The organism is Bacillus sp. 3a (assembly GCF_017161885.1).
GTDB lineage: Bacteria > Bacillota > Bacilli > Bacillales > Bacillaceae > Bacillus > Bacillus safensis.
In genome coordinates this window covers 2,784,255-2,810,083 of sequence record NZ_CP067376.1, presented here as the reverse complement: position 1 = coordinate 2,810,083, position 25,829 = coordinate 2,784,255, and the positions used below count along the sequence as shown (strand labels likewise).

Here is a 25,829-nt window from a genome sequence, read left to right as displayed (position 1 = left end):
AGCGATTTCACAAATGAGAAACAAACAGTTGATCAAAATCAACAAACCGAAATGGGGACATGATTTACGCGCGAGATGGCGTGAACGTTTTGCTCGTCATTTGTCAATCAAGGAACAAAAAGAGGCGGCAATAGATGACTTTCTATGGCATTTATGTAGCTCAGGAATGGTTACATGCCTTGAAAAAGATGAAGCGATTGACGCATTTCTTAAACAACCAAAGTACAAATGTACTGTTTTTTATCAATTTGTGAACGAGGCGTATCTGTTTGAAAATGCCAGCTCACTTTCAATTAATGATTTACCATATCAATCTGATGATATGGATTATAACGATATGTATGTGATGGATTGGAATGAAAAATGGACATTTGTGATGACGCATGAAACGGACTATGGTCCATATTTTATTCAAATAGATGAAACGATCGAATGATCAAGCTATGATCCTTTCGAAATAAAAAAACCGCCTTCCAGTTGGAATGAGCGGGTTTTTTATTTGGTTATGCTGATCTTGATCAATGTCTTTTCATAAAACATTTGACAATGAAAATCATTATCATTTAAAGTGTACATATAATAATTGAAAATGATTATCATTTAGATGAGGTGACCGATAGATGAAAGCACTAATTGCATTTGCGAGTATGTCTGGAAATACGGAAGATATGGCAGCGATCTTAAAGCAAACACTTGAAGGAAAAGGGATCGATACAGAAATGATGGAATTTGATGATACGAATGCAGAAGACCTTTCCTCATACGATTACGTATTCATTGGTTCTTATACATGGGGTGATGGAGATTTGCCTTATGAAGCAGAGGATTTTTATGAAGAGGTCTCTACTCTTGAACTTAGCCACATCAAAGCAGCTGTCTTTGGATCGGGTGATTACAGCTATCCGAAGTTTTGCGAGGCTGTCCATACATTCCATGACATGCTGAAATCAACGGGTGCATCTGTTTTTCCTGAAACATTAAAAATGGAGCTTGCACCAGATACAGATGAAGATGTGGCGTGCTGTCAGGAATTTGCTGCGAGCTTTTTAACGTGGGCTGCTTTATCTGAGAAACGAGTTGAAAATCATGTTTCATAAAGGAGCAACAGCCGTTGCAGCATCTAAAAGCGGTGGATACTTTGTTGCTGTAAAACGTGAAGGTATTTTTCACTATAGTGTGGAGAGCGGATGGCAGCAGCTGTTTAAGCTCAAGCATAAAATCCATGCGATCAGCTATATTGGCCCTTATTTATTCGGTGTTGGTGAAAATGGCACAGTAATTAGATCAGGAGATGAAGGCAACACATGGGCGTTATCTTCATTTCCAACAAATGCAGTCGTTTGGTCTATTACAGGACGCAAAGATGGGTTTGTATGTGCGCATGGAAAACATAGTATCTATGTGTCAAATGATTTCGGAATTTCCTGGGAAATTATGAAGCCATTTGCTCATGTGAATCATCCGCCGGTCATTCGTTCTTTATGTGCTGCAGGTGACCATCTTTATATTGGAACACAGATTCATGAGGTTCACGGAGGAATATGGGTGTATGACTTGCAAAGAGAACATATTTTTCTTCTAAACAGAGAGGAGCACCGCATGACGGCTTCTATGCTGCTCTGTCATGAACATCTTCTTGTTTGTGCGTTAGGTTCAAAAAAAGGCAAAAAAGGATCTGTTCAAATTTTAGATTTACATACAAATATTCTGCATGATATTCAATCACAGGCCTTTGCTAGAGAAGAGTCATTTTTGGATGTGTCAGAGGATAATGGCATTGTGTATGTGACCACCTCACAAGACGAACACGGATTTTCTAAAGTGTATCAGCTTGATATTGAGCAAAAAGAGCTCAAATGGTTTGATACGATCAAAGGACATGGTTTTCGTGTAGCCAATCAAAACGAAAATTTTTTCTGTGCGGGTTTATATGAAAGTAAGTTTGTCAGGCCATATGAGGAGCCTGCATTGATTCATTGATAAGGAGGAAGAAAAAGTGACAGAAAAGGTTTTATTGGTATATGCCACGATGTCTGGAAATACAGAAGCGATGGCAGATTTAATTGAAAAAGGTATAACGGAAGCAGGAGCCAGCGTAGACCGGCATGAAGCGATGGATATTGATGCCGAGCTGCTCAATGATTACTCGCACATTATGTTAGGTGCGTATACTTGGGGAGATGGCGATCTTCCGGATGATTTTATTGATTTATATGAAGAAATGGAAGAGCTTGATTTAACGGGAAAAGCATTTGCAGTATTTGGTTCTGGCGATACATCTTACGAACATTTTTGCGGAGCTGTTGACCTAATTGAAGAAAAAGTGAAGGAGCTTGGCGGTGACATTGTCCTGCCCTCAGTTAAGATTGAGCTGAATCCAGAAGGGGAGGAAGAAGACGAATTAATATCTTTTGGCAGACAATTTGTTCAGCTTCACCAGCAAGAAGCGGGATAATCGGTCCCGCTTGTTTTATTTTCCATTGCGGAGAGGACTCTTTCACTTGTCATTAAAACACTCCTTTGGTACAGTAATGAAGTATAAATTAAGAGGAGGACATACATACATGAAACAAATGGACGCTAATGAAATTATTTCATTTATTCAAAATAGTACAAAATCAACACCTGTCAAAGTCTATATCAAAGGTGACTTAGAAGGTATTGAGTTTGGTGAACATGCAAAAACATTCATCACAGGAAACACTGGAGTTGTTTTCGGTGAGTGGAGCGAAATTCAAGAAGCGCTAGCATCTAACAAAGATAAAATTGAAGATGTTGTCGTGGAAAATGACCGCCGCAACTCTGCAATTCCGATGTTAGATTTGAAAAACATTAAAGCCCGTATTGAGCCAGGGGCAATCATTCGTGACCAAGTTGAAATCGGTGATAATGCAGTCATTATGATGGGTGCTTCTATTAATATCGGTTCTGTGATCGGCGAAGGTACGATGATTGACATGAACGTGGTGCTTGGAGGCCGTGCGACAGTAGGTAAGAACTGTCATATCGGTGCTGGATCTGTTCTTGCAGGTGTCATTGAGCCGCCGTCTGCTAAACCAGTTGTTGTAGAAGATGACGTTGTCATCGGTGCGAACGCTGTTGTTCTAGAAGGCGTGACAATTGGTAAAGGTGCAGTAGTAGCTGCTGGTGCAATCGTTGTAAACGATGTAGAGCCTTACACAGTTGTAGCAGGTACACCTGCTAAGAAAATCAAAGACATTGATGAGAAAACAAAAGGTAAGACTGAAATCAAACAAGAACTGCGTCAGCTTTAATTCATATAATTCGCAGCTGAAGACAAAGACGTGGATGAGATATCCACGTCTTATTCGTATAGAAGAAAGGAAGTGAGTTCACTTGTTAAATCGTGAGCAATTAATATCCATTCGAAGAGATTTACACCAAATCCCTGAGCTTGGTTTCCAAGAATTTAAAACACAAGCGTATCTCATTCAGCACCTTAATATCTATTCAAAAGATCGAGTTGAGATTGAAACGTGGCGAACTGGGCTTTTTGTGAAAGTGAAGGGAACAAATCCAACGCGCGTATTTGCTTATCGTGCAGACATGGACGGTCTGTCTATTCCTGAGGAAACAGGGTATCCATTTGAATCTGTGCATGAAGGAAAGATGCATGCATGTGGACATGACCTTCATATGACCATTGCACTTGGTATCATTGATCATTTCGTCCATGAACCGATCAAAGAAGACGTATTATTTATCTTCCAGCCGGCAGAAGAAGGTCCAGGCGGAGCTGAACCGATGCTTACAAGTGATGTATTGAAAAAATGGACGCCAGATTTTATTACAGCGCTGCATATCGCACCTGAATATCCTGTTGGAACAATTGCTACGAAGTCTGGTTTGTTATTTGCCAATACGAGTGAGCTTGTGATTGAGCTTGAAGGAAAAGGCGGACACGCTGCATATCCTCATTTAGCCAATGATATGGTTGTTGCTGCAAGTGCACTTGTAGGTCAGCTGCAATCGGTCATTTCGCGTAATGTCGACCCCCTTGATAGTGCGGTCATTACAGTCGGTACAATTACCGGTGGAACGGCTCAAAATATTATTGCGCAGCATGCAAAGCTTGACGGTACCATTCGCACACTATCCCCAGAGTCTATGGACAAGGTGAGAAAGAGAATTGAAGCATTGGCAAAAGGCATTGAAATTGGCTACGAATGCAAGGCAACCGTTCGATACCCTTCATCTTATTACGAAGTGGACAATTCAAAGGATTTGACTGAGGAATTTATGTCATATGTAGCCGAAGAAGGGCTAGCAAATGTGATTGAATGCAGAGAAGCCATGACAGGAGAAGATTTTGGGTACATGCTGAAAAAGTATCCCGGCTTCATGTTTTGGTTAGGGGTCGATTCAGAATACGGCCTGCACCATGCAAAGCTCCAGCCTGATGAAAACGCGATTGAAACAGCTGTGAAAGTCATGACGGCTTATTTTAAAAAGCAAGCTGGCGAATGAATAATCGAGCTGCCTCCTGTACACCTTATGAACAGGAGGTGTTCTTGATTATGACAAGAATTGGTGTAGAACAATCTTTATCCGATGTAGAAGAACTATTGAAGCAAAAAGGGTATGATGTCGTACGTATTCAAAATGAACAGCAAATGGATCAGTGTGACTGTTATGTCGTCACAGGACTAGATTCAAATGTTCTTGGCATTTCAGACACAACAACAAAGGCATCTGTTATTACAGCATCAGGTATGACGGCTGATGAAATTTGTCAAGAAGTAGAACAGCGTGTTCAATAAAACAAGAAAAAGAACCGGTAGATTATGATCCCGGTTCTTTTTGCTCTTTTTCTATATCGAGTACTTCTTTCATTTTTTTGCGCAAGATTCGTTCCACTCGCCATTGCTCCATTGTTTCAGTTTTCGCTATGATGCGCAGCACAAGTGAAGAAGAACCGAACGCCTCTACGCCGACAACTTGAGGACCTTCGATAATTTGCGGAGTTTCCTCTCGCACCTCATCACAGGCAGCTTGAAGGGCTGTGATCATCTGATCCACATTTTCATCCGGTGACAGCTCAATATCAACGAGTGCCTGCATAGTTCCTCTTGAATGATTGCTCACATTCAGTATGCTGCGATTTGGAATGAAATGAAGGGTGCCGTCAAAGCTTCGAAGCTGCGTGGTTCTTAGGCCAATTTGTTCAACAATCCCATCAAAGCCAGCGACCGTTATATATTCTCCTACATCAAATTGTTTTTCCAATAATATAAAGAATCCGGTCACAATATCACTCACTAAACCTTGAGCGCCAAAACCAATCGCAAGTCCCACAACGCCCGCACCTGCCAGCAAAGCGGTCGGGTTATAATGAAATAAGTCGAGGATCATCACAACTAGAATAAAAATCAATAAGTAGGCGAAAATATTTAACGTCAAACTTTGCAGTGTCTGAGCTCTTGATAAAGAGACTTCATGCTTTTCAGCGAATGTTGAATAGGCGCGCTTAATCATCTTGTTTCCTATGGCTCTGATGATAAAGTAAATGGCAAAAATGGCGACTAGTTTTAGCAAAATCATACTGCTATTGAGGATAATGGAAACCCAATCTACTTGTTGAAATGCTCTCATAATCTTCAAAACCTTTCTATGTATGCTCTAAAAGAGAAGCTAATCATTTGTTCCCTTATGCAAGTCATGTTAAACTTTTGATAAGTAGAGCAGGAATTGTGACAAATCGTTAATTAAATTTATTATTAATTAATATTGACTAAAAATCGCATAAGTATTATAATTGTAATTGTGAAGTTATTAACTAAATGAGAATTTTAAGTTTTGATTCTCATTTTATATACAGCTAAGAAGACTGTATAAAGATATTATTTTTTGGAGGGATTTACATATGGCAGAGCGTTTTGTAGGAAAACAAGCTCCACGTTTTGAAATGGAAGCAGTACTTGCTAACAAGGAATTTGGTAAAGTAAGTTTAGAGGAAAACATGAAGAATGACAAATGGACAGTTCTTTTCTTCTATCCAATGGATTTCACATTTGTTTGCCCAACTGAAATTACAGCAATGAGCGATCGTTATGATGAGTTCGAAGATTTAGATGCAGAAATCATTGGTGTATCTACTGATACAATCCACACGCATCTTGCTTGGATCAATACAGACCGTAAAGATAATGGTCTAGGTGAATTAAAATACCCGTTAGCTGCTGATACTAACCACACAGTATCTAGAGAATACGGCGTTTTAATTGAAGAAGAAGGAATTGCTCTTCGCGGTTTATTCATCATTAACCCAGAAGGCGAACTTCAATACCAAACAGTATTCCACAACAACATCGGTCGTGATGTAGATGAGACATTACGTGTTCTTCAAGCATTACAAACTGGTGGACTTTGCCCAGCGAACTGGAAACCTGGTCAAAAAACACTTTAATTGATAGCTGAAGAAACAGGAGGGTCTAACTAATGTTAGACCTTTTTGTTTCGACACATACAATGGATGGAGGCGCTTCATAATGAAATTACGTCAACCAATGCCAGAACTAACTGGTGCAAAAGAATGGTTAAATGGAGAAGTAACAAAAGAAGATTTGATTGGTGACAAACCAACATTGATTCATTTCTGGTCAGTCAGCTGTCATCTTTGTAAAGAGGCAATGCCTCAAGTCAATCAATTCCGTGATGAATACAAGGATCAACTAAACGTTGTGGCAGTTCATATGCCTCGTTCAGAGGATGACCTAGATCTAGAAAAAATCAAAGAAGTTGCGAAAGAGCATGAAATCACGCAGCCAATCTTTGTGGACAGTGATCATCACTTAACAGAAGCCTTTGAAAACGAATATGTACCGGCATATTATGTATTTGATAAAACAGGTGCTTTGCGCCACTTCCAAGCCGGCGGAAGCGGAATGAAAATGCTTGAAAAACGTGTCAATCGAGTGCTTTCTGAGTCTGAAAAGGCTGCAGAATAGGCTTTCCCCCATAAATGGGGGTTTTTTCATGGGTAAAAACAGGCGGCGTATTGCACTGGACGAGTTTGTTATTCCTAAGAAAAGAGAAAATGAGGGAGTTTATTAAAAAATATCCCTGAAACAAAAGGTATAACGACCTATTTACATTTTTGTTTTGAAATGAAAATGTAAAGATTTTAACTTTTTACTATTCAGAACGTTTTTGCACAAAAGAAATTTCAGTTAGGTAAATAACTATATAAATCAAGTAGTATAAGCGTTTATTCAATTTTTTTACAATATTTTAAGGTTTGTCAAAAGCCTATAGTGGCAATGAAATGGGTGCCGATTTTTCCTCTTTGGCAAAATTTTAGTTGAAAATACCTATCTGTTAGCAAACTGTAAAATGATAAAAAAATAGTTGATAAAATTAGTTTTCTAATCTAATATTTACTATAGAATATTTTTTATATGATGAGGGGGAAATCCATTGTTTAATGAGAGGGAAGCGTTACGTTTACGATTGGAACAATTAAACGAGGCAGAAGTAAAGGTCATCCGTGAATATCAAATTGAGCGAGATGCGATTTATGCAAAATTAAGAGAATTAGACCGTCAAGGAACAGGTCTAGTGTCAGATACAAAAAAAGAAGTACGTACAGAGAGAAAGACGGATTCACTGCCTGTATTAGCTGAGCTTGCTGCGCAAGAAATGAGAAGCTACCAGCAGCCGGCACAACCACAATCATCATCTTTAGGAACAGGACAGCTAAACGGTGCACCTGTAGGTATTCCTGAAGGATCGACAAGACGAAGAAGAGGCACAGCTCGTCCTGGCTCTAAGGCAGCGAAGCTTCGTGAAGCTGCGATTAAAACGTTAAAACGTCATAATGCAGCGATTAAAAGCTCAGAACTTCAAAAAGAGATCGAAAAAGAGAGCGGTCTTGAAATCCCAAATATGACAACGTTTATGCAAAGCTTAATTAAAATGTACCCTGAAGTGAAGAAGCCTTATCGCGGACAGTATATTTTAGAAGGCGACATTCAAACAGAAGACGAATAAATAAAAAACTGCTGGGCGTAAAAGCCAGCAGTTTTTTATTTCGAGAATTACTTCTTTTGATCAACTGTATAGACAATTTTGCGTTCCTTGGGCAGGTGATCACGCTGTTTTTTGAAGCTGTCGATTTTGACTGTCATGACTTCACCATTACGCTGCACTGCATCGACGTGTTCCTGAAGTGTTTGAACTTGTTCGTTGAGTTTCTTCAAGATCGGTTCGATTTCTTCTGTCGTTTGCAGGATGCGGTCTCGTGAGAATGGCTGTGCATTTGTTTTTGCTGACTGGTCAATATCAGCAAAATGAGAGGCGATCCATTCTTCGCTTTCTGCTAACTGTTTTTGATAGCTTGTGAGCGTTTCGTAAAAAATCGCTTCTTTTGCTTTTTCTATTTGCAGCAATTTCTCTTGTGTTTCATAAAAACGCTCTTGAAGGTGTTTGACGCCTTCCTGTAATACATGAAACTCTGCATTTTTATCGCTCAATGTTTGCTGCAGCTTCTCAATCACTGCGGATAAAGTATTTCCTTTTTTCTCCTCTTTTGCAAGCTGTTTATCTTGATCCTCTATCCGCTCATTTAATTGTTGAGAGATTTCCTTATATTTGACAACTTTCAAATGCAGCCTGTGTTTTTCTTCGGTTTCTTTTCTTCTATGATAGGTTTCCTTTTGCAGCATCTCATGGAGAAGAACAATTTTATGTAATAATTCTGATTTGCTGTAGGAGAGTTCCTGTATTTTTGAGGCAGCATCGTGTTGATCATTGGTCATTTCATCCAATTGTTGTTTTAATTGCGTGAAATCCTTTTTCATCTCATGATATTCTTGAGTTAACTTCTTATTTTTAGAATACGTATATGAGGACTGTAAATCAGAGATCATTTGTTGATATTTGGCAGTTTCAGCTTTTAAGTATAAATTCTCTTGAGATAAATCATGGAATAGGGGAGAAGCATGGCGCCTGTTCATCGATAGACCCTCCTTATTCATGTTACCAATAAAGTATGCGAAAGGAGTGCGATTAGAACAACCATATCAAAGGAGGACTTAGAGGATGCACGTAGTGAATGTCATTTTAGCTGGAGGCGCTTCCAGACGCTTTGGAGAGCCAAAGGCAAGTCATATATATCAAGGGAAAGCATTATATGAGCATGTGAAAGAGCAGCTTTTAGAAGGGCAGACGGTTATCATCAGCCATCCGTCGCTTCTTCCTTTTTTCAAAGCAAGAGGTGAACAAAGTGTGTGGTTAGATGATGAAGAGGTGCGCGGATGCGGACCGCTTGCCGGCATATATACGGCGATGCAAAAGCAAGAGGCAGAATGGTATTTAGTAACGGCATGTGACATGCCTTTCATACGGAAGGAAACGGCGAAAGTATTATCGTCCTATTGCAGCGAGCACGCAGATGCCATTATCCCGCTTGTTCAGGGCAGATTACAGCCTTTGTTTGCGCTTTATCACCGCCGCTCTCTGCCTTTTATTCGCGCGTGTTTAAAAGAGAATCAATTTGCCGTCAAGGACTTGCTTCAAAAGCTTCAAGTGCGTATCGTTTCAGAGGAAGAACTGAACGTGACATTAAATGAATTTCGTAATATCAATAAAAGAAGCGATTTACCTGAAAACGGTATGATATGATACATAAAAAACGGTGAGGAGAGAACAGCATTGAATGACCGATATTCAAGACAAATCTTGTTCCCTCCGGTTGGGGAAAAAGGACAGCATGCGCTGGCTGAAAGTCATGTTCTGATCGTTGGAGCCGGTGCTCTTGGTACCGCCTCTGCGGAAGGGCTTGTTCGGTCTGGCATCGGTACGCTTACGATTGTCGATCGTGATTATGTGGAATTTTCAAATTTACAGCGGCAGCAGCTGTACACGGAACATGATGCAAACGCACATGTGCCAAAAGCAGCAGCGGCAAAAAAACGTCTCGAGCAGATCAATCATGAAGTAACGATACACGCCCTGATTGAAGATGCAGGGGCGGAGCTGTTAAGGCTGTTATTCCAGAGAGCAGATATCGTCATTGATGCAACAGATAATTTTGAGACAAGAATGGTGATGAATGATTTATCACTAGAAACGAAGACGCCGTGGATATATGGCGCTTGTGTGAGCAGTCAGGGGATGTATATGACCATATTGCCGGATAAAACGCCATGTTTATCATGTGTGTTCACGGCAATGCCTGTTGGCGGCTTGACGTGTGATACAGCGGGGATTATTTCACCTGCCGTTCAAATGGTTTCTGCTTATCAGCAAACAGAGGCACTCAAATATTTAACAGGTCATGAAGAGCAAATCGAGCGGAAATTTGTCACGTTTGATCTTTGGCAGTCTACATCATTTAAAATGGATTTATCTCGCACTAAAGAGAAGACCTGTCCAACTTGCGGCACGGCAAGAACCTATCCTTATTTACATGATCAGCGTAAAAAATCGACGGTCCTTTGCGGACGTGACACCGTTCAAATTGTATCGAAGGATTTAGCAAAACTATCATTTCAGCATATAAAAGAGCGGCTCTCATCTATATGTGAGGTGGAAGTAAACGACTTCTTAATCCATGTACGCTACGAAAACTACCGAATGGTCTGTTTCAAAGGGGGACGTGCATTAATCCATGGAACAAATGATGAAAAAGAAGCCAATTCATTACTAGCAAGACTGCTAGGGATATAGGAGTGATGTGTGATGGAAAGACGGCAGCCAATACCAGTAGAAGAGGCCATAAAGAAAGTCCACCAATACGAAAAACATGGAGAAATAGAATGGGTCCCTTTAAAAGACAGCCTTGGACGGTTTATTGCAGAAGATATTTTGGCAGACCATGATGTTCCGGCTTTTGATCGTTCTCCGTATGATGGCTTTGCACTTCGGGCAGAAGATACAAAAGAAGCGTCAAGTGCGCATCCAGTTGAATTCGAGGTCATTGATCATATTGGTGCAGGAATGGTCTCAGCAAAAACTATCGGTCCCTTTCAGGCCATTCGTATTATGACAGGAGCAAAAATTCCAAATGGCGCAAATGTCGTTATCATGATTGAACTGACGAAGCCTTTTGAAAAAGGCGGCAAATCATTCATGTCACTGAAAAGACCGCTGAAAAAGGGAGACAATATTTCTCGTCAAGGAGAAGAGGTACTTAAAGGAAACGTGATGGTCAGAAAAGGAACAGATGTCACTCCTGGCGTCACGGCTCTATTGGCGACATTCGGATATTCGGTAGTGCCAGTTGTCAAAAAACCGGTGATTGGCATTATCTCAACAGGCACAGAGCTTCTTCAAGTAAGTGATGCCATGGTGGACGGCAAGATTAGAAATAGTAATCTTAGTATGGTCTATGCTCAAGTACTTGAGGCCGGAGCTGAGCCGCTTGATTTAGGCAGAGTCTCCGATGATTTTGACAAAAGTTATCATGCAGTAAAAGCAGCCATGAGCAAGGTAGACATTCTGATCACAACAGGCGGTGTGTCAGTGGGCGATTTTGACTTTCTGCCTGCCATTTATGAAAAGCTGGGAGCCAAGGTCTTGTTTAATAAAGTAGCCATGAGACCTGGAAGTGTGACGACTGTGGCTGCAATGCCGAATGGTCAATTGCTGTTTGGGCTGTCCGGAAACCCTGCTGCCTGTTTTGTGGGCTTTGAATTATTTGTGAAACCGATCATTTATAAATGGTATAGGAAAGAAAATCCGTTTCCCGGCTTCGCTGAGGCGAAACTCACACATGATTTTCCAAAAGCCAATCCGTTCACTCGTTTTGTCAGGGCGGCCCTTCAATTCACTGGCAGTCAGATCAGTGTGACTCCAACAGGTCTTGATAAATCAAGTGCAGTGACCTCTATTGCAGAGGCTGACTGTTTCATCGTGCTGCCTGGGGGAACAAGAGGTTTTCAAGCAGGTGATCAAGTTGATGTTCTGCTGTTTCAGCACAAAGGCGGTGGGTCTCCATGCTGGATGACAAATTAAGCATATTACAGGTGGTCGGTTATCAAAATAGCGGCAAGACCACGTTGATCGAAAAGCTCTGTCAGCTGGCTGAATGTGAAGGGCTGAAGCTAGGCTGCTTTAAACACCATGGACATGGCGGGACACCAGATCTTCTTTTCAAAGAAAAAGATACTGATCGATATATTCAGGCAGGTGCATATGCCGCAGGTGTGGAAGGAGAGGGTGAATTTCACTTTTCGATGCAGCACATCACGTTAGAGCAGCTGCTCAACATGTGTCAGCATCTTCCGTTAGACGCTGTTCTCATAGAGGGGTACAAACAGGCGCCTTATCGCAAAATCGTTTGTGTCAAGAATGAAGAGGAGCTTATTGACCTTTCAACTCTTTCTAATATACAAGCAGCTATTTATTTTTCTCAAGAGGATCCATTAACCGAAAATTACCCGTTTCCTGTGTTTTCAGCTTTTGATAAGCGCGGGATGACATTTGCTTTTCACTTATTGAAGGGAGGCGGCACGTTTTGAGCGAACTTTTTAAAATAACAAAAACGCCGATTGAGGTAAACGAATTGATTCAGCATGTGACAAGACGAAAGGCAGGAGCCATTACAACGTTTATCGGGACGGTCAGAGAATGGACAAACGGCAAGAAAACATTGCGTTTAACCTACGAAGCATACATACCAATGGCGGAAAACATGCTAAGGCAGATTGGACAAGAAATGAAGAATCGGTGGCCTGACACTGAAGCAGCGATTGTGCACCGGATTGGAACACTTGAGATAACCGATATTGCTGTTGCGATCGCCGTTTCGTCTCCTCATAGGAAGGCTGCCTACGAAGCCAATGAATATGCTATTGAACGAATCAAGGAAATCGTTCCTATTTGGAAAAAAGAATATTGGGAAGATGGAGAGGCCTGGATAGGTGATCAGCTTGAAACGGTTTCATATCCAGAAGGTAAACCTAGGCATCTTCAACTTGCAGAGAAAGAAGGTGATCAGCATGATTAATGTGTTATTGTTCGCCGGCCTTGCTGAGAAGGCCGGTAAACAACAAATCATCATTCAAAAAGATCAAACAACGGTTGATGAGATTAAAATAGAATTACAGGAGGTATATGGTGTTGATGCTGCACAAAATGTAATGGTTGCAGTCAACGAAATATATACGAGGGGAAATGCTGAAGTGCGTAGCGGGGACACTGTTGCACTCATTCCTCCTGTAAGTGGTGGATAATAGATATTAGAGGATTTGGTTATGGCCACCCGGCTGTAACCAATTTTTTATGTGTGAAAAGTTTGTAGAGGTGCTTGGGTGTGATCTTCGTAAATAAAACATCCCCTTCTTGCTTTAGAAATGTGAGGATCGAGCTGCTGAATGAGATCATACAATTCGCTGATTCGTCTCACATTGAAATCTGTTTGAGCTTGAAGCTGTTCCTTTAATTCTTTTGTGCTCACAATGCTTCCCTTTTTCTCTTTAATAATATCTACACATCTTGCAGCGTAGTATATTTTGTCGTTAGAAGGTCTGCTTTCTTTCATATCAAGTAATTTGAGCTCATGATAAATCGATTCTCTTTCCTTTCGAAAGTATTGCCATGCTTCTTGTTCCTTTTCATACAGTAAAATCAATTGCATTTTCAATTTTTCTCTTAACATTCACTTGACTCCATTTCCACTATCATTTAACCTACCTCTATTTTACATTATATGAAAAAATAACTTTTGATCAAGTAAAATCCCTTTATTTTTAATTTTTTAATATGAAAGTATTGATACTAAAGACTTATTTGTTCTGTAAAAGAAACCATTCATAGTCCTATAAAGCCGGGATTTGCCGAAATTACTAGGATTATTTTAACAAAAAAAAATTGTTGTGTCTATGTAAGACCATGCGAATCCAAAAGAAAAGGATATTTATTCCGAAAGACATATTGTTTACTTAATAAAATGTTTTTAAGTCAGTAAAAGCACGATTCTTGATATGAATATGGTCGGATCATGAGGTCATTTGAAGGATTTCATTCGTGAAAATAGAATAATAGATAAAATTTTTTCTCAACGAAAATAAGAAAATTAAATGATTGATCACTTATTGGCAATCTTTTGATAAAATAGAAAGAAAAAGAGCGTCTTGTGCGTTTGCATACTTGCTTGACATAGAGAGGATGAGATTTGATGAAAGAAAACATGCAAAAACCTACGATCATTGGAGTGAGCACAAGACCATCAGAGCACCTGAAAAGAGTATGGGAACATCCAGTTGTTTGGTGGCCTTTATCTTGTGTGCTTATTTTAACAGTCGTTGTGACTTATTTGTCTGAGCACGTAAATAAGGGAATGTGGGCAGATTTAAGTTTGCCGGTACCTGTTGTTTATGTGGTGACGCTCATTGGCCTGGTATTTGGCATTGTCATCAATGCAGCTATATATAAGTTCATCGTATTTTTAGCGAAAGGTGATGCATCATTTCGGCAGCTGTTTTCAGCGGTCCTGTTCATTACGCCCGTTACGATCATTGGAACGATTATTTCTCATTTGGCAGTCATCCTTTTTCATGTTCCAAAAGACATCACGGTTACCTCGTTAAACGCGCTCATTCGAATTTCTGGTCCATGGCAGGCGGTGTTAGCCAATATCGATCTTTTTGTGATCTGGAATCTTGTTTTAACAGGCTTTTTATTCATTCGAGTTGGGCGTATATCACCGAGAATTTCTTGGGTGATTATAGGCGTTTTTTATATCTTATCGTTAATTTTTCAATATATAGGAACAACAATTAACATATCAGTAAGCTGGGGGTAGAAGGTTTTTATGAGAAAGAAAATCATCATCGGATCTATTTTAATTATTGTGATTGGACTATTTATTGGATTTAATATTGCGAAAAACCAAGCAAAGCCTGCTTCTACAGCAGCGATTAAAACAGTCAAACTCACGCCGAAAGAAATCACATCTACGGTGATGACACCCGGGACACTTTCGTTCTCTGAAGAGCAGTTCATCTATGAAGAAGAGGAAAAGGGGAAATTGAAGGGAATTGCTGTGAAAGAAGGGGAAAAGGTAAAGGCTGGTACGCCGCTTCTTACATATGAAAACAAGGAACTGGAGCTTGAGGAGCAGCAGCAAGCACTAGCGGCTGAGTCAAGTACATTAAAACTGGAACAATTGCAAAAAAGGCTGAGTGAATTAGATGAGAAAAAAGCAGGCGGATCTGACGCTAATGCTAAAAGCGAGCGAGATCAGCTTCAATTAGAACTGAAAGCGGCTGAATTAGAACAAAAGCAAGCAGAGATCAGCCAAGAAAAAGTAAAGGCGCAAATAGAAGATTTAACCGTACATAGTAAAATTGATGGAACGGTCATTTCCATTGAGCAAGAGGCCGGGGCAGGGGGACCGGAAGAAAGACAGCCGATCATCCATATTGGTCATGAGAAAAAAATGATTGTGCGGGGTTTGATCTCAGAGTATGATGCCATCAAAATCAAAAAGAAACAAAAAGTGAAGGTAACATCTGATGTTATTCGCGGGAAGAGCTGGCAAGGAGTCGTGAAAAAAGTGGGCGCTGTTCCTGTCCAGACTACAGCCGAAACAACTTCGAGCGATCAAACGGTTCAATATCCTGTTGAAGTTGAAATAAAGGGAAAGAAACCTGAGGCGAAGCCTGGTTTTAAAATGATCATGGAAATTGAAACAGATAAGCGCCAAGCGCAAACGATTCCTGAAACAGCGGTAAAAAAAGAGACTGATGGACAATACGTTTATGTTGTTCGAAAAAATGTACTGAAAAAAGTAAAAGTGGTCATAGGGGAAACGTCAGGTCATGATCTTGAAGTGACAAAAGGTGTCAAGGCAGAGGATCAAATCATTGCTCATATAGCAGATGATATGTATGACGGAATGGAAGTGGATGCTGAATGATTCAGCTTTCCAACGTAACAAAAAGCTATGAGGTCGCACACGAAACATTTGATGTATTAAGTGACATGAATCTTGTCATTGAAAAAGGCGAGTATATGTCCATTATGGGCCCGTCCGGCTCTGGAAAGTCAACATTAATGAATATTATTGGCTGTTTAGACCGCCCGACGACAGGACAATATCATTTTCAAGGTACAGAGCTGTCAGCAGCAAAGGATCAAGAGCTTGCGGTCATTCGAAATCAATCCATTGGATTTGTTTTTCAGCAATTTCACCTCCTACCAAGGTTAAATGCGAGGCGCAATGTTGAACTGCCAATGATTTATGCTGGGATCAGTCAAAAGGAAAGAAAAGAACGTGCGGAATTGGCGCTTGAAAAGGTTGGTTTGGCAGATCGAATGAAACATATGCCAAGTGAGTTGTCAGGAGGACAAAAGCAAAGGGTGGCCATTGCACGAGCGATTGTCAATATGCCTCAGCTTATTTTAGCAGATGAACCGACTGGTGCGCTCGACTCAAAAACAAGCATGTCAATTATGGAACAGTTTACACAGCTGAATGAGGAAGGGACAACGATTGTGCTTGTCACCCATGAAGAAGAAATAGCTGCGTATACAAACCGTACGGTCGTTGTGAGAGATGGACGGCTTGTTGAAGATAGATGGATACAAGGGGACGCTATGAATGAAACTCTTTGAAAATATCAAAATAGCGCTGAATTCGGTTTTAGCTCATAAATTACGTTCTATTTTAACGATGCTTGGGATTATTATTGGTGTTGGATCAGTCATTGCAGTCGTGGCGATCGGTCAAGGCGGTGAGCAAATGTTAAAAGGATCGATTTCAGGTCCAAACAATACCATTGATATGACATATACGCCTTCTGACGAAGAGTTAAATGTAAATCCAAATGCTTTATTCGAAGCCTCATTTACTGAGGAAGACATAAAAAGCATTAGGACAATCAATGGGGTGAAGCAGGTCGCTTCCTCGACTGCACAAGGAATGCAGCTGAGATTTCAAGATACGACAGTTGATGCGACCGTTAACGGCATAAATGAGGGGTATACGGATGTACATTCATTACAAATCGCAGAAGGACAGAATTTAAGAGATATTGACTTTAGAAGCGGCAGAAGAGCTGCCCTCATCTCGGATGGCTTACAAAAAGAACTATTCAATGGACAAAAGGCATTAGGTGAACTGATTTGGATGAACGGACAGCCAGTTGAAGTCATCGGTGTGTTAGCAAAACAGAAAGGGATGTTTTCATTTGATATGAATGAAATATATGTCCCATTTGCGATGCTCACCTCCACATTTGGTATGAATGAATATGATAAGTTGTCTATTCAAGTCGCACATGCGGATCAAATGAAGGAAGTAGGAAAGAGCGCGGCTGCCATACTAAATGAAAATCATCATACAGAAGAAGCTTACGAAATGATCAATATGGAAGAAATCGCAGAGGGGATCGGTCAAATAACGTCCGTTATGACAACGATCATTGGCTCAATCGCCGGAATCTCTTTACTTGTCGGCGGCATCGGTGTAATGAATATTATGCTCGTTTCTGTGACAGAGAGGACAAGAGAAATAGGTATTCGAAAGGCGATGGGCGCAACAAGGGCGCAAATTCTCGTTCAATTTTTAATTGAGTCTGTCGTTTTAACACTCATCGGCGGGCTGATGGGAATTGCACTTGGATTAGGCGGTGCTTCGCTAGTATCACTATTTGCCGGCTGGCCGTCTCTCGTATCTTGGCAAGTGGTTTGTGGAGGCGTATTGTTTAGTATGCTCATTGGAATTGTTTTTGGGTTAATTCCTGCGAATAAAGCAGCGAGACTAGACCCTATTGAATCGCTCAGGTATGAATGATTCGGAGGAGAAAAAAGCATACAAATGGTCTACATTCGCCTTCATTACACACCAAAAGCTTTTATGCAAATCGCATAAAAGCTTTTTTTAGTTCCATTGAATGAAATAAAAAATGATAGAAATGCTAATATCATGACTTTCATCATAATGTCACATATTTTTCAGTTTACAAATGGTACATATAAAGGTAAGATGACCATGGTGAAAGATTTTGATAGTTATTGAATGTATTTGATTGTTTTGTATTGATAATGTTGAAAAAAGCGATTACAATAAAGGTGCGCGCAAAATGAATACGTTTTCAAAAGGGGTGTTCTCATGTTAACACCGGAAAGACATCAACTCATTATCGACAGCTTAGAAGAAAATGATGTCATTAAAATACAGGACTTAACGATGATGACGGATGCGTCTGAATCTACAATTAGAAGAGATTTATCAGCCCTTGAAGAAAAAGGATTTCTTAAAAGGGTTCATGGAGGAGCAGCCAAGATTTCGAGTATTCGCCTTGAACCAGATGTATTTGAGAAATCTGCCAAAAACCTTCAAGAAAAGTCATTGGTAGCAGAGGCAGCGGCATCTCTTTTAAAACAGGGCGACTGTATTTATTTAGATGCAGGTACAACCACACAGCAAATGATTGAATATATCGATCCAGATCAAGATATTGTTGTGGTGACAAACGGTGTGATGCACATTGAAGCACTTATGAGAAAAGGCATTACTTTTTACTTGATAGGCGGATCAGTGAAACATCGAACAGGAGCCATGGTGGGAGCCGCAGCTTTGACAGCGATGGAAAATTATCGTTTTGACAAAAGCTTTGTTGGGACAAACGGCATCCATCCCGAGGCGGGTTTTACAACGCCTGATCCAGAGGAAGCACTCATGAAAAAAAGAGCCATGAAACAGGCGAAAAAAACCTATATCTTATCAGATGCCTCGAAGTTTGGCGAAATATCGTTTTCAGCCTTTGCTAGTTTACAGGAAGCCACCATTATCACAAACGACGCAAAAGAGGATTCATTCGATAATTACCATGAAAAAACGGTTATAAAGGTAGTGAAAACATGATTTATACAGTTACTTTAAACCCATCAGTTGATTACATCGTACACGTGGAGGATTTTGCAGTCGGCGGTTTAAATCGTTCAACCTATGATCAAAAATATCCAGGTGGTAAAGGAATCAATGTCTCAAGGTTATTAAAACGTCACGGTGTTGAATCAAAAGCACTTGGATTCATTGGTGGATTTACAGGCAAATATATTCAAGATTTTTTACAGAACGAACAATTACAAACAGCCTTTCACGAGGTGTCAGAAGATACAAGAATTAATGTGAAACTAAAAACAGGTGAAGAGACAGAAATCAACGGACTCGGCCCATCTATTACTGAAGCGCAATTTGAGTCGTTTCTATCTCAATTTTCTTCATTGACTGAAGGAGATGTCGTGGTTTTAGCTGGCAGCATTCCTTCTTCATTACCTCATAACACATATGAGCGCATTGCTGAAGTTTGCAGAGAGCAAGGTGTAAGAGTTGTTCTTGATATTTCTGGCGAAGCGTTAAAAAAAGCAGCAGACATGAAACCGTTCTTAATGAAGCCAAATCATCATGAACTGGGTGAAATGTTTGAGACGAGTATTTCATCAGCAGAAGAAGCAATTCCTTATGGGAAAAAGCTGTTAGAACAAGGTGCTGAACATGTCATCGTCTCCATGGCTGGAGATGGCGCCCTTTTATTCAGTAAAGAAGGAATCTATCAGTCCAATGTTCCAAAGGGAACGCTCGTAAATTCAGTTGGAGCAGGAGATTCAGTCGTTGCAGGGTTTTTAGCCGGCGTTTCAAAAGGCCTTTCAATTGAAGATTCATTTAAGCTTGGTGTTACTTCAGGAAGCGCTACAGCCTTTTCTGAGGAGCTTGGCACAAAAGAGCTTGTTGACACACTATTACCACAAGTAAAAGTCACACGCATTTAAAGGAGGAGTCATCATGAAAATTACAGAACTACTCACGAAGCATACCATTAAGCTTCAATTAGACAGCCAGCAGAAAGAAGCAGTCATTGAAGAGCTGGTCACTGTTTTAGATACAGCAGGCAAGTTAAATGATAAAGAGGGCTACAAAGAAGCAGTGATCAATCGTGAAAAACAGAGCTCTACTGGTATTGGCGAAGGAATTGCCATCCCGCATGCTAAAACAGCGAGTGTAAAAGAGCCTGCCATTGCATTTGGCCGCTCAACTGCTGGTGTTGATTATGAATCACTAGACGCGCAGCCGAGTCATCTTGTCTTTATGATTGCCGCAACTGAAGGCGCAAACAACACGCACTTAGAGGCACTTTCTCGTTTATCCACACTTCTTATGCGTGAAGAAATTCGGAAGCAGCTCCTTGAAGCGGCGACTGAAGATGAAATCATTGAGATCATCAATACACATGATCAAGATGATGAAGAAGAAGAGGAAGTTCAAGAGGAGCCGGCTGCAGAAGGAAAACCTGCTAAAATTTTAGCGGTAACCGCTTGCCCGACAGGTATTGCCCATACATTTATGGCAGCAGATGCTTTGAAAGAAAAAGCAAAAGAAATGGGCGTTGACATTAAAGTTGAAACAAACGGCTCTGGCGGTATTAAACATGCCCTTACAGCAAAAGAAATTGAAGAAGCACCAGCTATCATTGTGGCAGCGGACAAGCAAGTAGAGATGGAACGCTTTAAAGGCAAGCATGTCATTGAAGTCCCTGTAACAGCTGGTATTCGCCGTCCACAGGAATTAATTGAAAAAGCAATCAATCAAGATGCGCCGATTTATAAAGGTTCAGGCGGCAGTTCTTCTAAAGAGGAAAATGAATCATCTGGCAAAGGAAGAAGCGGATTTTACAAGCACTTAATGAGTGGTGTAAGTAACATGCTTCCATTTGTTGTCGGAGGCGGTATCCTTGTTGCGATTTCATTCTTCTGGGGCATTAACTCAGCAGATCCTAAGGACCCTTCATTTAATTCATTTGCAGCTGTCTTAAAAGGAATTGGCGGCGATAATGCGCTTGCCTTAATCGTTGCGGTATTAGCTGGATTTATTGCCATGAGTATTGCAGATCGTCCAGGTTTTGCGCCAGGTATGGTCGGTGGTTTTATGGCGTCAGCAGCAGGTGCAGGGTTCTTAGGCGGATTGATTGCTGGTTTCCTAGCAGGTTACATTGTTGTGCTGCTCAAAAAAGTATTCACATTCGTACCACAGACACTCGATGGGATTAAACCGGTTCTGCTGTATCCATTGTTCGGTATTTTCTTCACAGGCATTATCATGCATTATATTGTCAACACACCAGTGAAAATGGTGATGGACGGATTAACACATTGGCTTGAATCATTAGGTACGGGAAACCTTGTCTTAATGGGTATTATTTTAGCTGGTATGATGGCAATTGATATGGGAGGTCCAATTAACAAAGCGGCTTACACATTTGGTCTTGCGATGATTGCTGCTGGCAACTATGCACCGCATGCTGCGATTATGGCAGGCGGAATGGTTCCACCACTAGGTATTGCACTTGCAACAACGATCTTTAGAAATAAGTTTTCAAAACGTGACCGTGAAGCAGGGATTACATGTTACTTCATGGGAGCTGCCTTCATCACGGAAGGAGCGATCCCGTTTGCGGCGGCAGATCCTCTTCGTGTCATTCCTTCAGCTGTTATTGGTGCAGCAGTTGCTGGCGGATTAACGGAATTCTTTAGAGTGACGCTTCCTGCACCGCATGGCGGACTATTTGTTTTCTGGGTAACAAATCATCCAGTTCTTTATATCATCAGCATCTTAATCGGTGCCGTTGTGACAGCGATTTTACTGGGTATTTTGAAAAAACCAGTCAGACAAGAAGCGTAATGCAGAAGAGAAGCATCGTGAAAAACGGTGCTTCTTTTTGTTTAATCATCAGTGAATTAGGAAAAAATATCTAATTAAATGGTTGGCTTGTGAATTTTTAAATGACATATGATAAAGTAAAGTTATTCAATTCACGTTTTATGTCTTTTAGTAGAAAGTCTTAGGAGGAAGCAGTATTTTGAACGAAGAAAACAAACAAAACGAAAATGAAATTCAATCTGATGCGAAGCAAGCCAAAACAGAGAAGAAAAGTTCACTGTTTGAATGGATAAAAGCCATTTTAATTGCACTTGCGCTCGTCTTGCTCATCCGTACATTTATATTTGAACCGTATGTAGTGGAAGGAGAGTCAATGGAGCCGACACTTCATGACGGGGAAAAGCTGTTTGTCAACAAAACCATTAACTATCTCGGTGGTGTGAAACGCGGTGACATTGTGATTATTAATGGAAAAGATGGTCAGAAGATTCATTATGTCAAACGATTGATCGGCCTTCCAGGTGATACGATTGAAATGAAGGATGATACGCTTTACATTAATGGAAAAAAAGTAGATGAGCCTTATTTAAAAGAGAACAAGGCGCATGCGAAAGAGTATGAAGTGCATTTAACTGGAGATTTTGGTCCAGTAAAAGTACCGAAAAACGATTACTTTGTGATGGGGGACAACAGACTCAATTCTATGGACAGCCGAAATGGACTTGGCCTCATTGAAAAGGATCGGGTTGTCGGGACATCAGAATTTGTTTTCTTCCCATTTGGCGATATTCGACAGACAAAATAAAAGCACCTTCTCATGGGCAAGAGAAAGGTACTTGAACGAGCGACCCTTACAGAAGGGTCGTTTTTAATTTGGTGTGAGCACCGTCACAATGATCACAATCGCAAGAACAGAAGCGAACACAGATCCGGTAATGGCTAAAACGGATCGAAACAATCCGATTTTTTGGTTTTCTTTTCCCCGCTTTTGTAAAAAGCGTTTGGAAAAGATGTGAACCAGTGTGTAAATGAGGACAAGCCCAATATAAAGGCCAAAGTCCCTCGCATTAAAGCCTGTTGCAGATAAATAAATGCCCATAAAGAAAATCAATAAACAGTATTCCATCAGTGTGAGTAATCTCAAATCGCCCGAACTCCTTCAATCAATCATTCCCGTTTATTATATCATAATAGACAAAAAGCCTTCGTTCTTAGCGAGAGACGTTTCTATCAAACGTTATTCATGTTATACTTCATAATGATGAATGAGTGATGGAGGATTAATAAATGATTGCAGTAAATAATGTTAGTTTGCGATTTGCTGATCGTAAACTATTCGAAGAAGTAAATATTAAATTCACTCCTGGCAACTGCTACGGATTAATTGGTGCCAATGGAGCTGGTAAATCAACGTTCCTAAAAATTCTTTCTGGCGAAATTGAGCCTCAAACGGGCGATGTTCATATGAGTCCTGGCGAGCGTTTAGCGATTTTAAAACAGAACCACTTTGAATACGAAGAGTTTGAAGTGCTGAAAGTCGTCATCATGGGTCACAAACGTCTATATGATGTGATGCAGGAGAAAGATGCGATCTATATGAAACCTGATTTCTCAGATGAAGACGGGATTCGTGCAGCAGAACTTGAAGGTGAATTTGCCGAATTAAACGGCTGGGAAGCTGAAAGTGAAGCAGCGATCCTATTAAAGGGTCTTGGCATTCCAGAAAGCCTTCAATCGAAGAAAATGTCTGAGCTTGGCGGTTCGGAAAAGGTAAAAGTACTTTTAGCTCAAGCTTTATTTGGCAAGCCTGACGTTCTTCTTCTCGATGAGCCGACGAACCACTTGGACTTACAAGCAATCCAGTGGCTCGAAGAGTTCCTCATTAACTTTGAAAATACAGTCATCGTCGTTTCGCATGATCGTCATTTCTTAAATAAAGTATGTACACATATTGCGGATCTTGATTTCGGAAAAATCCAAGTATACGTCGGTAACTATGATTTTTGGTATGAGTCCAGCCAGTTAGCGCTGAAACTAAGCCAAGAAGCAAATAAGAAAAAAGAAGAACAAATTAAGCAGCTTCAAGAATTCGTTGCCCGGTTTAGTGCGAACGCTTCTAAATCCAAGCAAGCGACATCAAGAAAGAAATTGCTTGATAAAATCTCTTTAGATGACATTAAGCCTTCTTCACGTAAATATCCGTATGTTCATTTTGCACCAGAGCGCGAAATCGGAAATGATGTCCTTCAAGTAGAAGGTCTATCAAAAACAATTGACGGTGTAAAAGTACTGGATAATGTCAGCTTTATTATGAACCGCGAAGATAAAATTGCGTTCTTAAGCCGTAATGAGCTTGCTGTGTCCACATTATTTAAAATCCTTGCTGGTGAAATGGAGCCAGACAGCGGATCATTTAAATGGGGCGTCACAACGTCACAAGCCTTTTTCCCGAAAGATAATAGTGAATACTTTGAAGGGAATGACGTTGATCTCGTTGATTGGCTTCGTCAATATTCTCCGAATGATCAAAGCGAAAGCTTCCTGCGTGGTTTCTTAGGACGTATGCTTTTCTCTGGGGAAGAAGTGAAGAAAAAAGCAAGTGTTTTATCAGGAGGAGAAAAGGTTCGTTGTATGTTATCAAAAATGATGCTGTCAGGAGCGAATATTTTGCTGCTGGATGAGCCAACGAACCACTTAGACCTAGAATCCATTACAGCGTTGAATAACGGTCTCATGAGCTTTAAAGGAGCCATGCTCTTCTCATCTCATGACCATCAGTTTGTTGAAACAGTTGCAAACCGGATTATCGAAGTGACGCCAAATGGCATCGTCGATAAACAAACAACATATGATGAGTTTTTATCAGATCAAGACATCCAAAAAAGACTTGAAGAGCTTTACGCATAAATAAAAAAGACATCCATTGGATGTCTTTTTTTGATTAAATCGCCCAGTTTCCATTTCGGAAGATCGGTTCGCGTTTCCCGTCTTTTGTGATTCCGTCAATATTCATTTCCTTTGAACCAATCATAAAATCAACGTGTGTAATACTGCTGTTCACACCCGCAGCATCCAATTCCTCTCGTTTCATTTCTTTTCCGCCTTCGATATTAAACGCATATCCGCTGCCGATGGCAAGGTGATTTGATGCATTTTCATCGTAAAGTGTATTGTAATAAAGAATATTTGAGTTAGAAATTGGTGAATCATCTGGTACGAGGGCAACCTCACCTAGATAATGAGAGCCTTCATCTGTTTCAACGAGAGATTTTAAAATATCTTCGCCTTCTTTTGCTTTCACATCCACAATCCGGCCATTTTCAAAGGTTAATGAAAACTCATCAATGATGTTTCCAGCATAGCTGAGCGGCTTTGTGCTTGAGACTGTCCCGTTTACACCGTCTTTTTTCGGTACGGTAAAGACTTCTTCTGTCGGCATGTTGGCCATGAACGAAACGCCGCGTTCACTTACGCTGCCAGCACCTACCCAAATATGCTGCTCTGGAAGCTCGATCGTTAAGTCTGTGCCCGGTGCTTCATAATGAAGCTTGTGGTAGTGGCGTTCATTGAGTATTTTGACCTTTTCGTTTAATGACGCATCGTGCTTTTTCCAAGCCTCTACTGGATCTGCTTGATCAGCGCGTGCGACTTTAAAGATTTGATCCCACAATAACGTGACAGCTTCTTCATCTGTATGATCAGGGAAAATCTTTTTCGCCCATTCTTTTGATGCAGCACCTACGACTGTCCAAGCGACTTTGTCAGATTGAACGTATTGACGATATGTATGTAGTGCTGAACCAGCAGCTTTTTGCTGTGCAGCGATTTTTTTCGAATCAATGCCTCGCAAAAGGTCAGGGCTTTCTGACAGGATGGTAATAAAAGCGCCTCCGCGTTTTGCGATGGTTTCCATCATCTGTGCTTCCCATTCAGGGAATTGCTCAAATACATCTTGCGGTGCATGTTCATACTTTAAACGGGTGAGAACACCATCACTCCAGCGGATATGTACGTTTTTCGCCCCGCGCTCATACGCGTGTTTTGCTACAAGACGAACAAGATGTGCAGATTCAGTAAATGCGGATACAACGACTTCCTGCCCCTTTTGTACGTTCACACCGACTTCAACGATGGTCTTCGCATATTGATCTAGTTGTTTTTCAAATGAACTCATAAAAACCCCTCCTTTAGTCATGTTCAT

Annotated in this window: 30 protein-coding genes; 25 read left to right on the top strand and 5 right to left on the bottom strand. The window is 40.7% G+C overall.

Features of this window, described 5'->3' with window-relative positions; genetic code table 11:
- Nucleotides 1-13: 13 nt before the first annotated feature.
- The 7 genes from JJ692_RS14265 to JJ692_RS14235 all read left to right on the top strand — a co-directional run bounded on the left by JJ692_RS14265 (nucleotide 14) and on the right by JJ692_RS14235 (nucleotide 4,781).
- Nucleotides 14-436, top strand: coding sequence for a DUF4275 family protein (locus tag JJ692_RS14265; RefSeq protein WP_206533893.1), 423 nt, complete (start codon nucleotides 14-16; stop codon nucleotides 434-436).
- Between the two features lie 184 nt (nucleotides 437-620).
- Nucleotides 621-1,097: a flavodoxin gene (locus JJ692_RS14260; RefSeq protein WP_024426866.1), complete on the top strand. Its 477-nt coding sequence runs from the start codon at nucleotides 621-623 to the stop codon at nucleotides 1,095-1,097.
- Entirely contained in the window at nucleotides 1,087-1,980 is an 894-nt protein-coding gene (locus JJ692_RS14255) for a hypothetical protein (RefSeq protein ID WP_024426867.1), read from the top strand. The genes JJ692_RS14260 and JJ692_RS14255 overlap by 11 nt, the downstream gene beginning before the upstream one ends.
- Nucleotides 1,981-2,029: 49 nt before the next feature.
- Entirely contained in the window at nucleotides 2,030-2,455 is a 426-nt protein-coding gene (locus tag JJ692_RS14250) for a flavodoxin (protein ID WP_029706705.1), read from the top strand.
- Nucleotides 2,456-2,564: 109 nt separating this feature from the next.
- The gene (gene dapD / locus JJ692_RS14245) at nucleotides 2,565-3,275 is read left to right on the top strand and encodes a 2,3,4,5-tetrahydropyridine-2,6-dicarboxylate N-acetyltransferase (RefSeq protein WP_008347987.1); all 711 of its coding nucleotides are present in this window, start codon (nucleotides 2,565-2,567) and stop codon (nucleotides 3,273-3,275) included.
- 82 nt (nucleotides 3,276-3,357) lie between these two features.
- The gene (locus JJ692_RS14240; protein WP_151863012.1) at nucleotides 3,358-4,488 is read left to right on the top strand and encodes an N-acetyldiaminopimelate deacetylase; all 1,131 of its coding nucleotides are present in this window, start codon (nucleotides 3,358-3,360) and stop codon (nucleotides 4,486-4,488) included.
- A gap of 50 nt (nucleotides 4,489-4,538) precedes the next feature.
- Nucleotides 4,539-4,781 carry a YkuS family protein gene (locus tag JJ692_RS14235; RefSeq protein WP_024424725.1) on the top strand — a complete coding sequence of 81 codons (243 nt, stop codon included), beginning with the start codon at nucleotides 4,539-4,541 and terminating at the stop codon, nucleotides 4,779-4,781.
- 22 nt (nucleotides 4,782-4,803) lie between these two features.
- Here the strand turns inward: JJ692_RS14235 and JJ692_RS14230 are convergent, their stop codons facing one another.
- Nucleotides 4,804-5,613, bottom strand: a complete 810-nt coding sequence (locus tag JJ692_RS14230) for a mechanosensitive ion channel family protein (protein WP_024424726.1) — start codon at nucleotides 5,611-5,613, stop codon at nucleotides 4,804-4,806.
- Between the two features lie 271 nt (nucleotides 5,614-5,884).
- On the opposite strand from JJ692_RS14230, the gene ahpA reads away from it, so the two are divergent.
- The 3 genes from ahpA (at nucleotide 5,885) to rok (ending at nucleotide 8,010) form a co-directional block, all read left to right on the top strand.
- A complete protein-coding gene (gene ahpA, locus JJ692_RS14225; protein WP_003211758.1) occupies nucleotides 5,885-6,427 on the top strand; it encodes a biofilm-specific peroxidase AhpA in 543 nt (180 codons plus the stop codon).
- An 82-nt stretch (nucleotides 6,428-6,509) separates the two neighbouring features.
- Nucleotides 6,510-6,968 (top strand): TlpA family protein disulfide reductase, encoded by a 459-nt coding sequence (locus JJ692_RS14220; protein ID WP_024424727.1) that lies wholly within the window; start codon nucleotides 6,510-6,512, stop codon nucleotides 6,966-6,968.
- A 469-nt stretch (nucleotides 6,969-7,437) separates the two neighbouring features.
- Nucleotides 7,438-8,010, top strand: coding sequence for a transcriptional regulator Rok (gene rok / locus JJ692_RS14215; RefSeq protein WP_024426871.1), 573 nt, complete (start codon nucleotides 7,438-7,440; stop codon nucleotides 8,008-8,010).
- 47 nt (nucleotides 8,011-8,057) lie between these two features.
- Here rok and JJ692_RS14210 read toward each other — a convergent pair whose 3' ends face one another.
- Nucleotides 8,058-8,975 (bottom strand): coiled-coil domain-containing protein, encoded by a 918-nt coding sequence (locus tag JJ692_RS14210; protein WP_206533892.1) that lies wholly within the window; start codon nucleotides 8,973-8,975, stop codon nucleotides 8,058-8,060.
- An 85-nt stretch (nucleotides 8,976-9,060) separates the two neighbouring features.
- On the opposite strand from JJ692_RS14210, the gene JJ692_RS14205 reads away from it, so the two are divergent.
- From JJ692_RS14205 to moaD, 6 genes are read left to right on the top strand one after another with little or no spacing between them, the layout of a single operon-like run.
- Nucleotides 9,061-9,642: a molybdenum cofactor guanylyltransferase gene (locus JJ692_RS14205; RefSeq protein ID WP_206533891.1), complete on the top strand. Its 582-nt coding sequence runs from the start codon at nucleotides 9,061-9,063 to the stop codon at nucleotides 9,640-9,642.
- A 30-nt stretch (nucleotides 9,643-9,672) separates the two neighbouring features.
- Nucleotides 9,673-10,689, top strand: a complete 1,017-nt coding sequence (locus JJ692_RS14200; RefSeq protein WP_206533890.1) for a ThiF family adenylyltransferase — start codon at nucleotides 9,673-9,675, stop codon at nucleotides 10,687-10,689.
- Between the two features lie 9 nt (nucleotides 10,690-10,698).
- Nucleotides 10,699-11,976: a molybdopterin molybdotransferase MoeA gene (locus JJ692_RS14195; protein ID WP_073205013.1), complete on the top strand. Its 1,278-nt coding sequence runs from the start codon at nucleotides 10,699-10,701 to the stop codon at nucleotides 11,974-11,976.
- Nucleotides 11,958-12,482 (top strand): molybdopterin-guanine dinucleotide biosynthesis protein B, encoded by a 525-nt coding sequence (gene mobB, locus JJ692_RS14190; protein ID WP_073208298.1) that lies wholly within the window; start codon nucleotides 11,958-11,960, stop codon nucleotides 12,480-12,482. The genes JJ692_RS14195 and mobB overlap by 19 nt, the downstream gene beginning before the upstream one ends.
- Nucleotides 12,479-12,970: a molybdenum cofactor biosynthesis protein MoaE gene (locus JJ692_RS14185; RefSeq protein ID WP_073205015.1), complete on the top strand. Its 492-nt coding sequence runs from the start codon at nucleotides 12,479-12,481 to the stop codon at nucleotides 12,968-12,970. Before mobB ends, JJ692_RS14185 begins: the two co-directional genes overlap by 4 nt.
- Nucleotides 12,963-13,196, top strand: a complete 234-nt coding sequence (gene moaD, locus JJ692_RS14180) for a molybdopterin converting factor subunit 1 (RefSeq protein WP_024424733.1) — start codon at nucleotides 12,963-12,965, stop codon at nucleotides 13,194-13,196. The genes JJ692_RS14185 and moaD overlap by 8 nt, the downstream gene beginning before the upstream one ends.
- Nucleotides 13,197-13,243: 47 nt before the next feature.
- Here the strand turns inward: moaD and JJ692_RS14175 are convergent, their stop codons facing one another.
- Nucleotides 13,244-13,621, bottom strand: coding sequence for a Rok-like winged helix domain-containing protein (locus JJ692_RS14175; RefSeq protein ID WP_024424734.1), 378 nt, complete (start codon nucleotides 13,619-13,621; stop codon nucleotides 13,244-13,246).
- A gap of 519 nt (nucleotides 13,622-14,140) precedes the next feature.
- Between JJ692_RS14175 and yknW the strand changes: the two genes are divergently transcribed.
- The 8 genes from yknW to lepB all read left to right on the top strand — a co-directional run bounded on the left by yknW (nucleotide 14,141) and on the right by lepB (nucleotide 22,433).
- A complete protein-coding gene (gene yknW / locus JJ692_RS14170) occupies nucleotides 14,141-14,767 on the top strand; it encodes a YknW family membrane protein (protein ID WP_073205018.1) in 627 nt (208 codons plus the stop codon).
- 9 nt (nucleotides 14,768-14,776) lie between these two features.
- Nucleotides 14,777-15,883 (top strand): efflux RND transporter periplasmic adaptor subunit, encoded by a 1,107-nt coding sequence (locus JJ692_RS14165; RefSeq protein ID WP_073205021.1) that lies wholly within the window; start codon nucleotides 14,777-14,779, stop codon nucleotides 15,881-15,883.
- Nucleotides 15,880-16,581 (top strand): ABC transporter ATP-binding protein, encoded by a 702-nt coding sequence (locus JJ692_RS14160; protein WP_024424737.1) that lies wholly within the window; start codon nucleotides 15,880-15,882, stop codon nucleotides 16,579-16,581. The genes JJ692_RS14165 and JJ692_RS14160 overlap by 4 nt, the downstream gene beginning before the upstream one ends.
- Nucleotides 16,568-17,761 carry an ABC transporter permease gene (locus JJ692_RS14155; protein WP_073205022.1) on the top strand — a complete coding sequence of 398 codons (1,194 nt, stop codon included), beginning with the start codon at nucleotides 16,568-16,570 and terminating at the stop codon, nucleotides 17,759-17,761. The genes JJ692_RS14160 and JJ692_RS14155 overlap by 14 nt, the downstream gene beginning before the upstream one ends.
- Before the next feature lie 318 nt (nucleotides 17,762-18,079).
- Entirely contained in the window at nucleotides 18,080-18,835 is a 756-nt protein-coding gene (locus JJ692_RS14150) for a DeoR/GlpR family DNA-binding transcription regulator (protein WP_024424739.1), read from the top strand.
- Nucleotides 18,832-19,743, top strand: a complete 912-nt coding sequence (gene pfkB, locus JJ692_RS14145) for a 1-phosphofructokinase (protein ID WP_025092362.1) — start codon at nucleotides 18,832-18,834, stop codon at nucleotides 19,741-19,743. Before JJ692_RS14150 ends, pfkB begins: the two co-directional genes overlap by 4 nt.
- A 13-nt stretch (nucleotides 19,744-19,756) precedes the next feature.
- Nucleotides 19,757-21,649 carry a PTS fructose transporter subunit IIABC gene (locus tag JJ692_RS14140; RefSeq protein ID WP_024424741.1) on the top strand — a complete coding sequence of 631 codons (1,893 nt, stop codon included), beginning with the start codon at nucleotides 19,757-19,759 and terminating at the stop codon, nucleotides 21,647-21,649.
- A gap of 211 nt (nucleotides 21,650-21,860) precedes the next feature.
- Nucleotides 21,861-22,433, top strand: coding sequence for a signal peptidase I (lepB, locus tag JJ692_RS14135; protein WP_029706712.1), 573 nt, complete (start codon nucleotides 21,861-21,863; stop codon nucleotides 22,431-22,433).
- Nucleotides 22,434-22,496: 63 nt separating this feature from the next.
- On the opposite strand, the gene JJ692_RS14130 is transcribed toward lepB, so the two are convergent.
- Entirely contained in the window at nucleotides 22,497-22,772 is a 276-nt protein-coding gene (locus JJ692_RS14130; RefSeq protein ID WP_024424743.1) for a hypothetical protein, read from the bottom strand.
- Between the two features lie 143 nt (nucleotides 22,773-22,915).
- Between JJ692_RS14130 and JJ692_RS14125 the strand changes: the two genes are divergently transcribed.
- Entirely contained in the window at nucleotides 22,916-24,535 is a 1,620-nt protein-coding gene (locus tag JJ692_RS14125; RefSeq protein WP_024426884.1) for an ABC-F family ATP-binding cassette domain-containing protein, read from the top strand.
- Nucleotides 24,536-24,569: 34 nt separating this feature from the next.
- Here JJ692_RS14125 and JJ692_RS14120 read toward each other — a convergent pair whose 3' ends face one another.
- Nucleotides 24,570-25,802, bottom strand: coding sequence for an aminopeptidase (locus JJ692_RS14120; protein ID WP_024424744.1), 1,233 nt, complete (start codon nucleotides 25,800-25,802; stop codon nucleotides 24,570-24,572).
- Nucleotides 25,803-25,829 lie beyond the last annotated feature (27 nt).

Excerpts from the sequence above, each read along its gene's own strand:
- moaD (WP_024424733.1), top strand. The coding sequence starts at position 12,963 with ATGATTAATGTGTTATTGTTCGCCGGCCTTGCTGAGAAGGCCGGTAAA.
- JJ692_RS14120 (WP_024424744.1), bottom strand. The coding sequence starts at position 25,802 with ATGAGTTCATTTGAAAAACAACTAGATCAATATGCGAAGACCATCGTT.
- JJ692_RS14265 (WP_206533893.1), top strand. The coding sequence starts at position 14 with ATGAGAAACAAACAGTTGATCAAAATCAACAAACCGAAATGGGGACAT.
- mobB (WP_073208298.1), top strand. The coding sequence starts at position 11,958 with ATGCTGGATGACAAATTAAGCATATTACAGGTGGTCGGTTATCAAAAT.
- JJ692_RS14205 (WP_206533891.1), top strand. The coding sequence starts at position 9,061 with ATGCACGTAGTGAATGTCATTTTAGCTGGAGGCGCTTCCAGACGCTTT.
- ahpA (WP_003211758.1), top strand. The coding sequence starts at position 5,885 with ATGGCAGAGCGTTTTGTAGGAAAACAAGCTCCACGTTTTGAAATGGAA.
- JJ692_RS14220 (WP_024424727.1), top strand. The coding sequence starts at position 6,510 with ATGAAATTACGTCAACCAATGCCAGAACTAACTGGTGCAAAAGAATGG.
- JJ692_RS14150 (WP_024424739.1), top strand. The coding sequence starts at position 18,080 with ATGTTAACACCGGAAAGACATCAACTCATTATCGACAGCTTAGAAGAA.
- yknW (WP_073205018.1), top strand. The coding sequence starts at position 14,141 with ATGAAAGAAAACATGCAAAAACCTACGATCATTGGAGTGAGCACAAGA.
- JJ692_RS14155 (WP_073205022.1), top strand. The coding sequence starts at position 16,568 with ATGAAACTCTTTGAAAATATCAAAATAGCGCTGAATTCGGTTTTAGCT.
- pfkB (WP_025092362.1), top strand. The coding sequence starts at position 18,832 with ATGATTTATACAGTTACTTTAAACCCATCAGTTGATTACATCGTACAC.
- dapD (WP_008347987.1), top strand. The coding sequence starts at position 2,565 with ATGAAACAAATGGACGCTAATGAAATTATTTCATTTATTCAAAATAGT.
- JJ692_RS14230 (WP_024424726.1), bottom strand. The coding sequence starts at position 5,613 with ATGAGAGCATTTCAACAAGTAGATTGGGTTTCCATTATCCTCAATAGC.
- JJ692_RS14160 (WP_024424737.1), top strand. The coding sequence starts at position 15,880 with ATGATTCAGCTTTCCAACGTAACAAAAAGCTATGAGGTCGCACACGAA.
- JJ692_RS14175 (WP_024424734.1), bottom strand. The coding sequence starts at position 13,621 with ATGTTAAGAGAAAAATTGAAAATGCAATTGATTTTACTGTATGAAAAG.
- JJ692_RS14125 (WP_024426884.1), top strand. The coding sequence starts at position 22,916 with ATGATTGCAGTAAATAATGTTAGTTTGCGATTTGCTGATCGTAAACTA.
- JJ692_RS14140 (WP_024424741.1), top strand. The coding sequence starts at position 19,757 with ATGAAAATTACAGAACTACTCACGAAGCATACCATTAAGCTTCAATTA.
- JJ692_RS14210 (WP_206533892.1), bottom strand. The coding sequence starts at position 8,975 with ATGAACAGGCGCCATGCTTCTCCCCTATTCCATGATTTATCTCAAGAG.
- JJ692_RS14255 (WP_024426867.1), top strand. The coding sequence starts at position 1,087 with ATGTTTCATAAAGGAGCAACAGCCGTTGCAGCATCTAAAAGCGGTGGA.
- JJ692_RS14165 (WP_073205021.1), top strand. The coding sequence starts at position 14,777 with ATGAGAAAGAAAATCATCATCGGATCTATTTTAATTATTGTGATTGGA.
- JJ692_RS14260 (WP_024426866.1), top strand. The coding sequence starts at position 621 with ATGAAAGCACTAATTGCATTTGCGAGTATGTCTGGAAATACGGAAGAT.
- JJ692_RS14235 (WP_024424725.1), top strand. The coding sequence starts at position 4,539 with ATGACAAGAATTGGTGTAGAACAATCTTTATCCGATGTAGAAGAACTA.
- JJ692_RS14250 (WP_029706705.1), top strand. The coding sequence starts at position 2,030 with ATGTCTGGAAATACAGAAGCGATGGCAGATTTAATTGAAAAAGGTATA.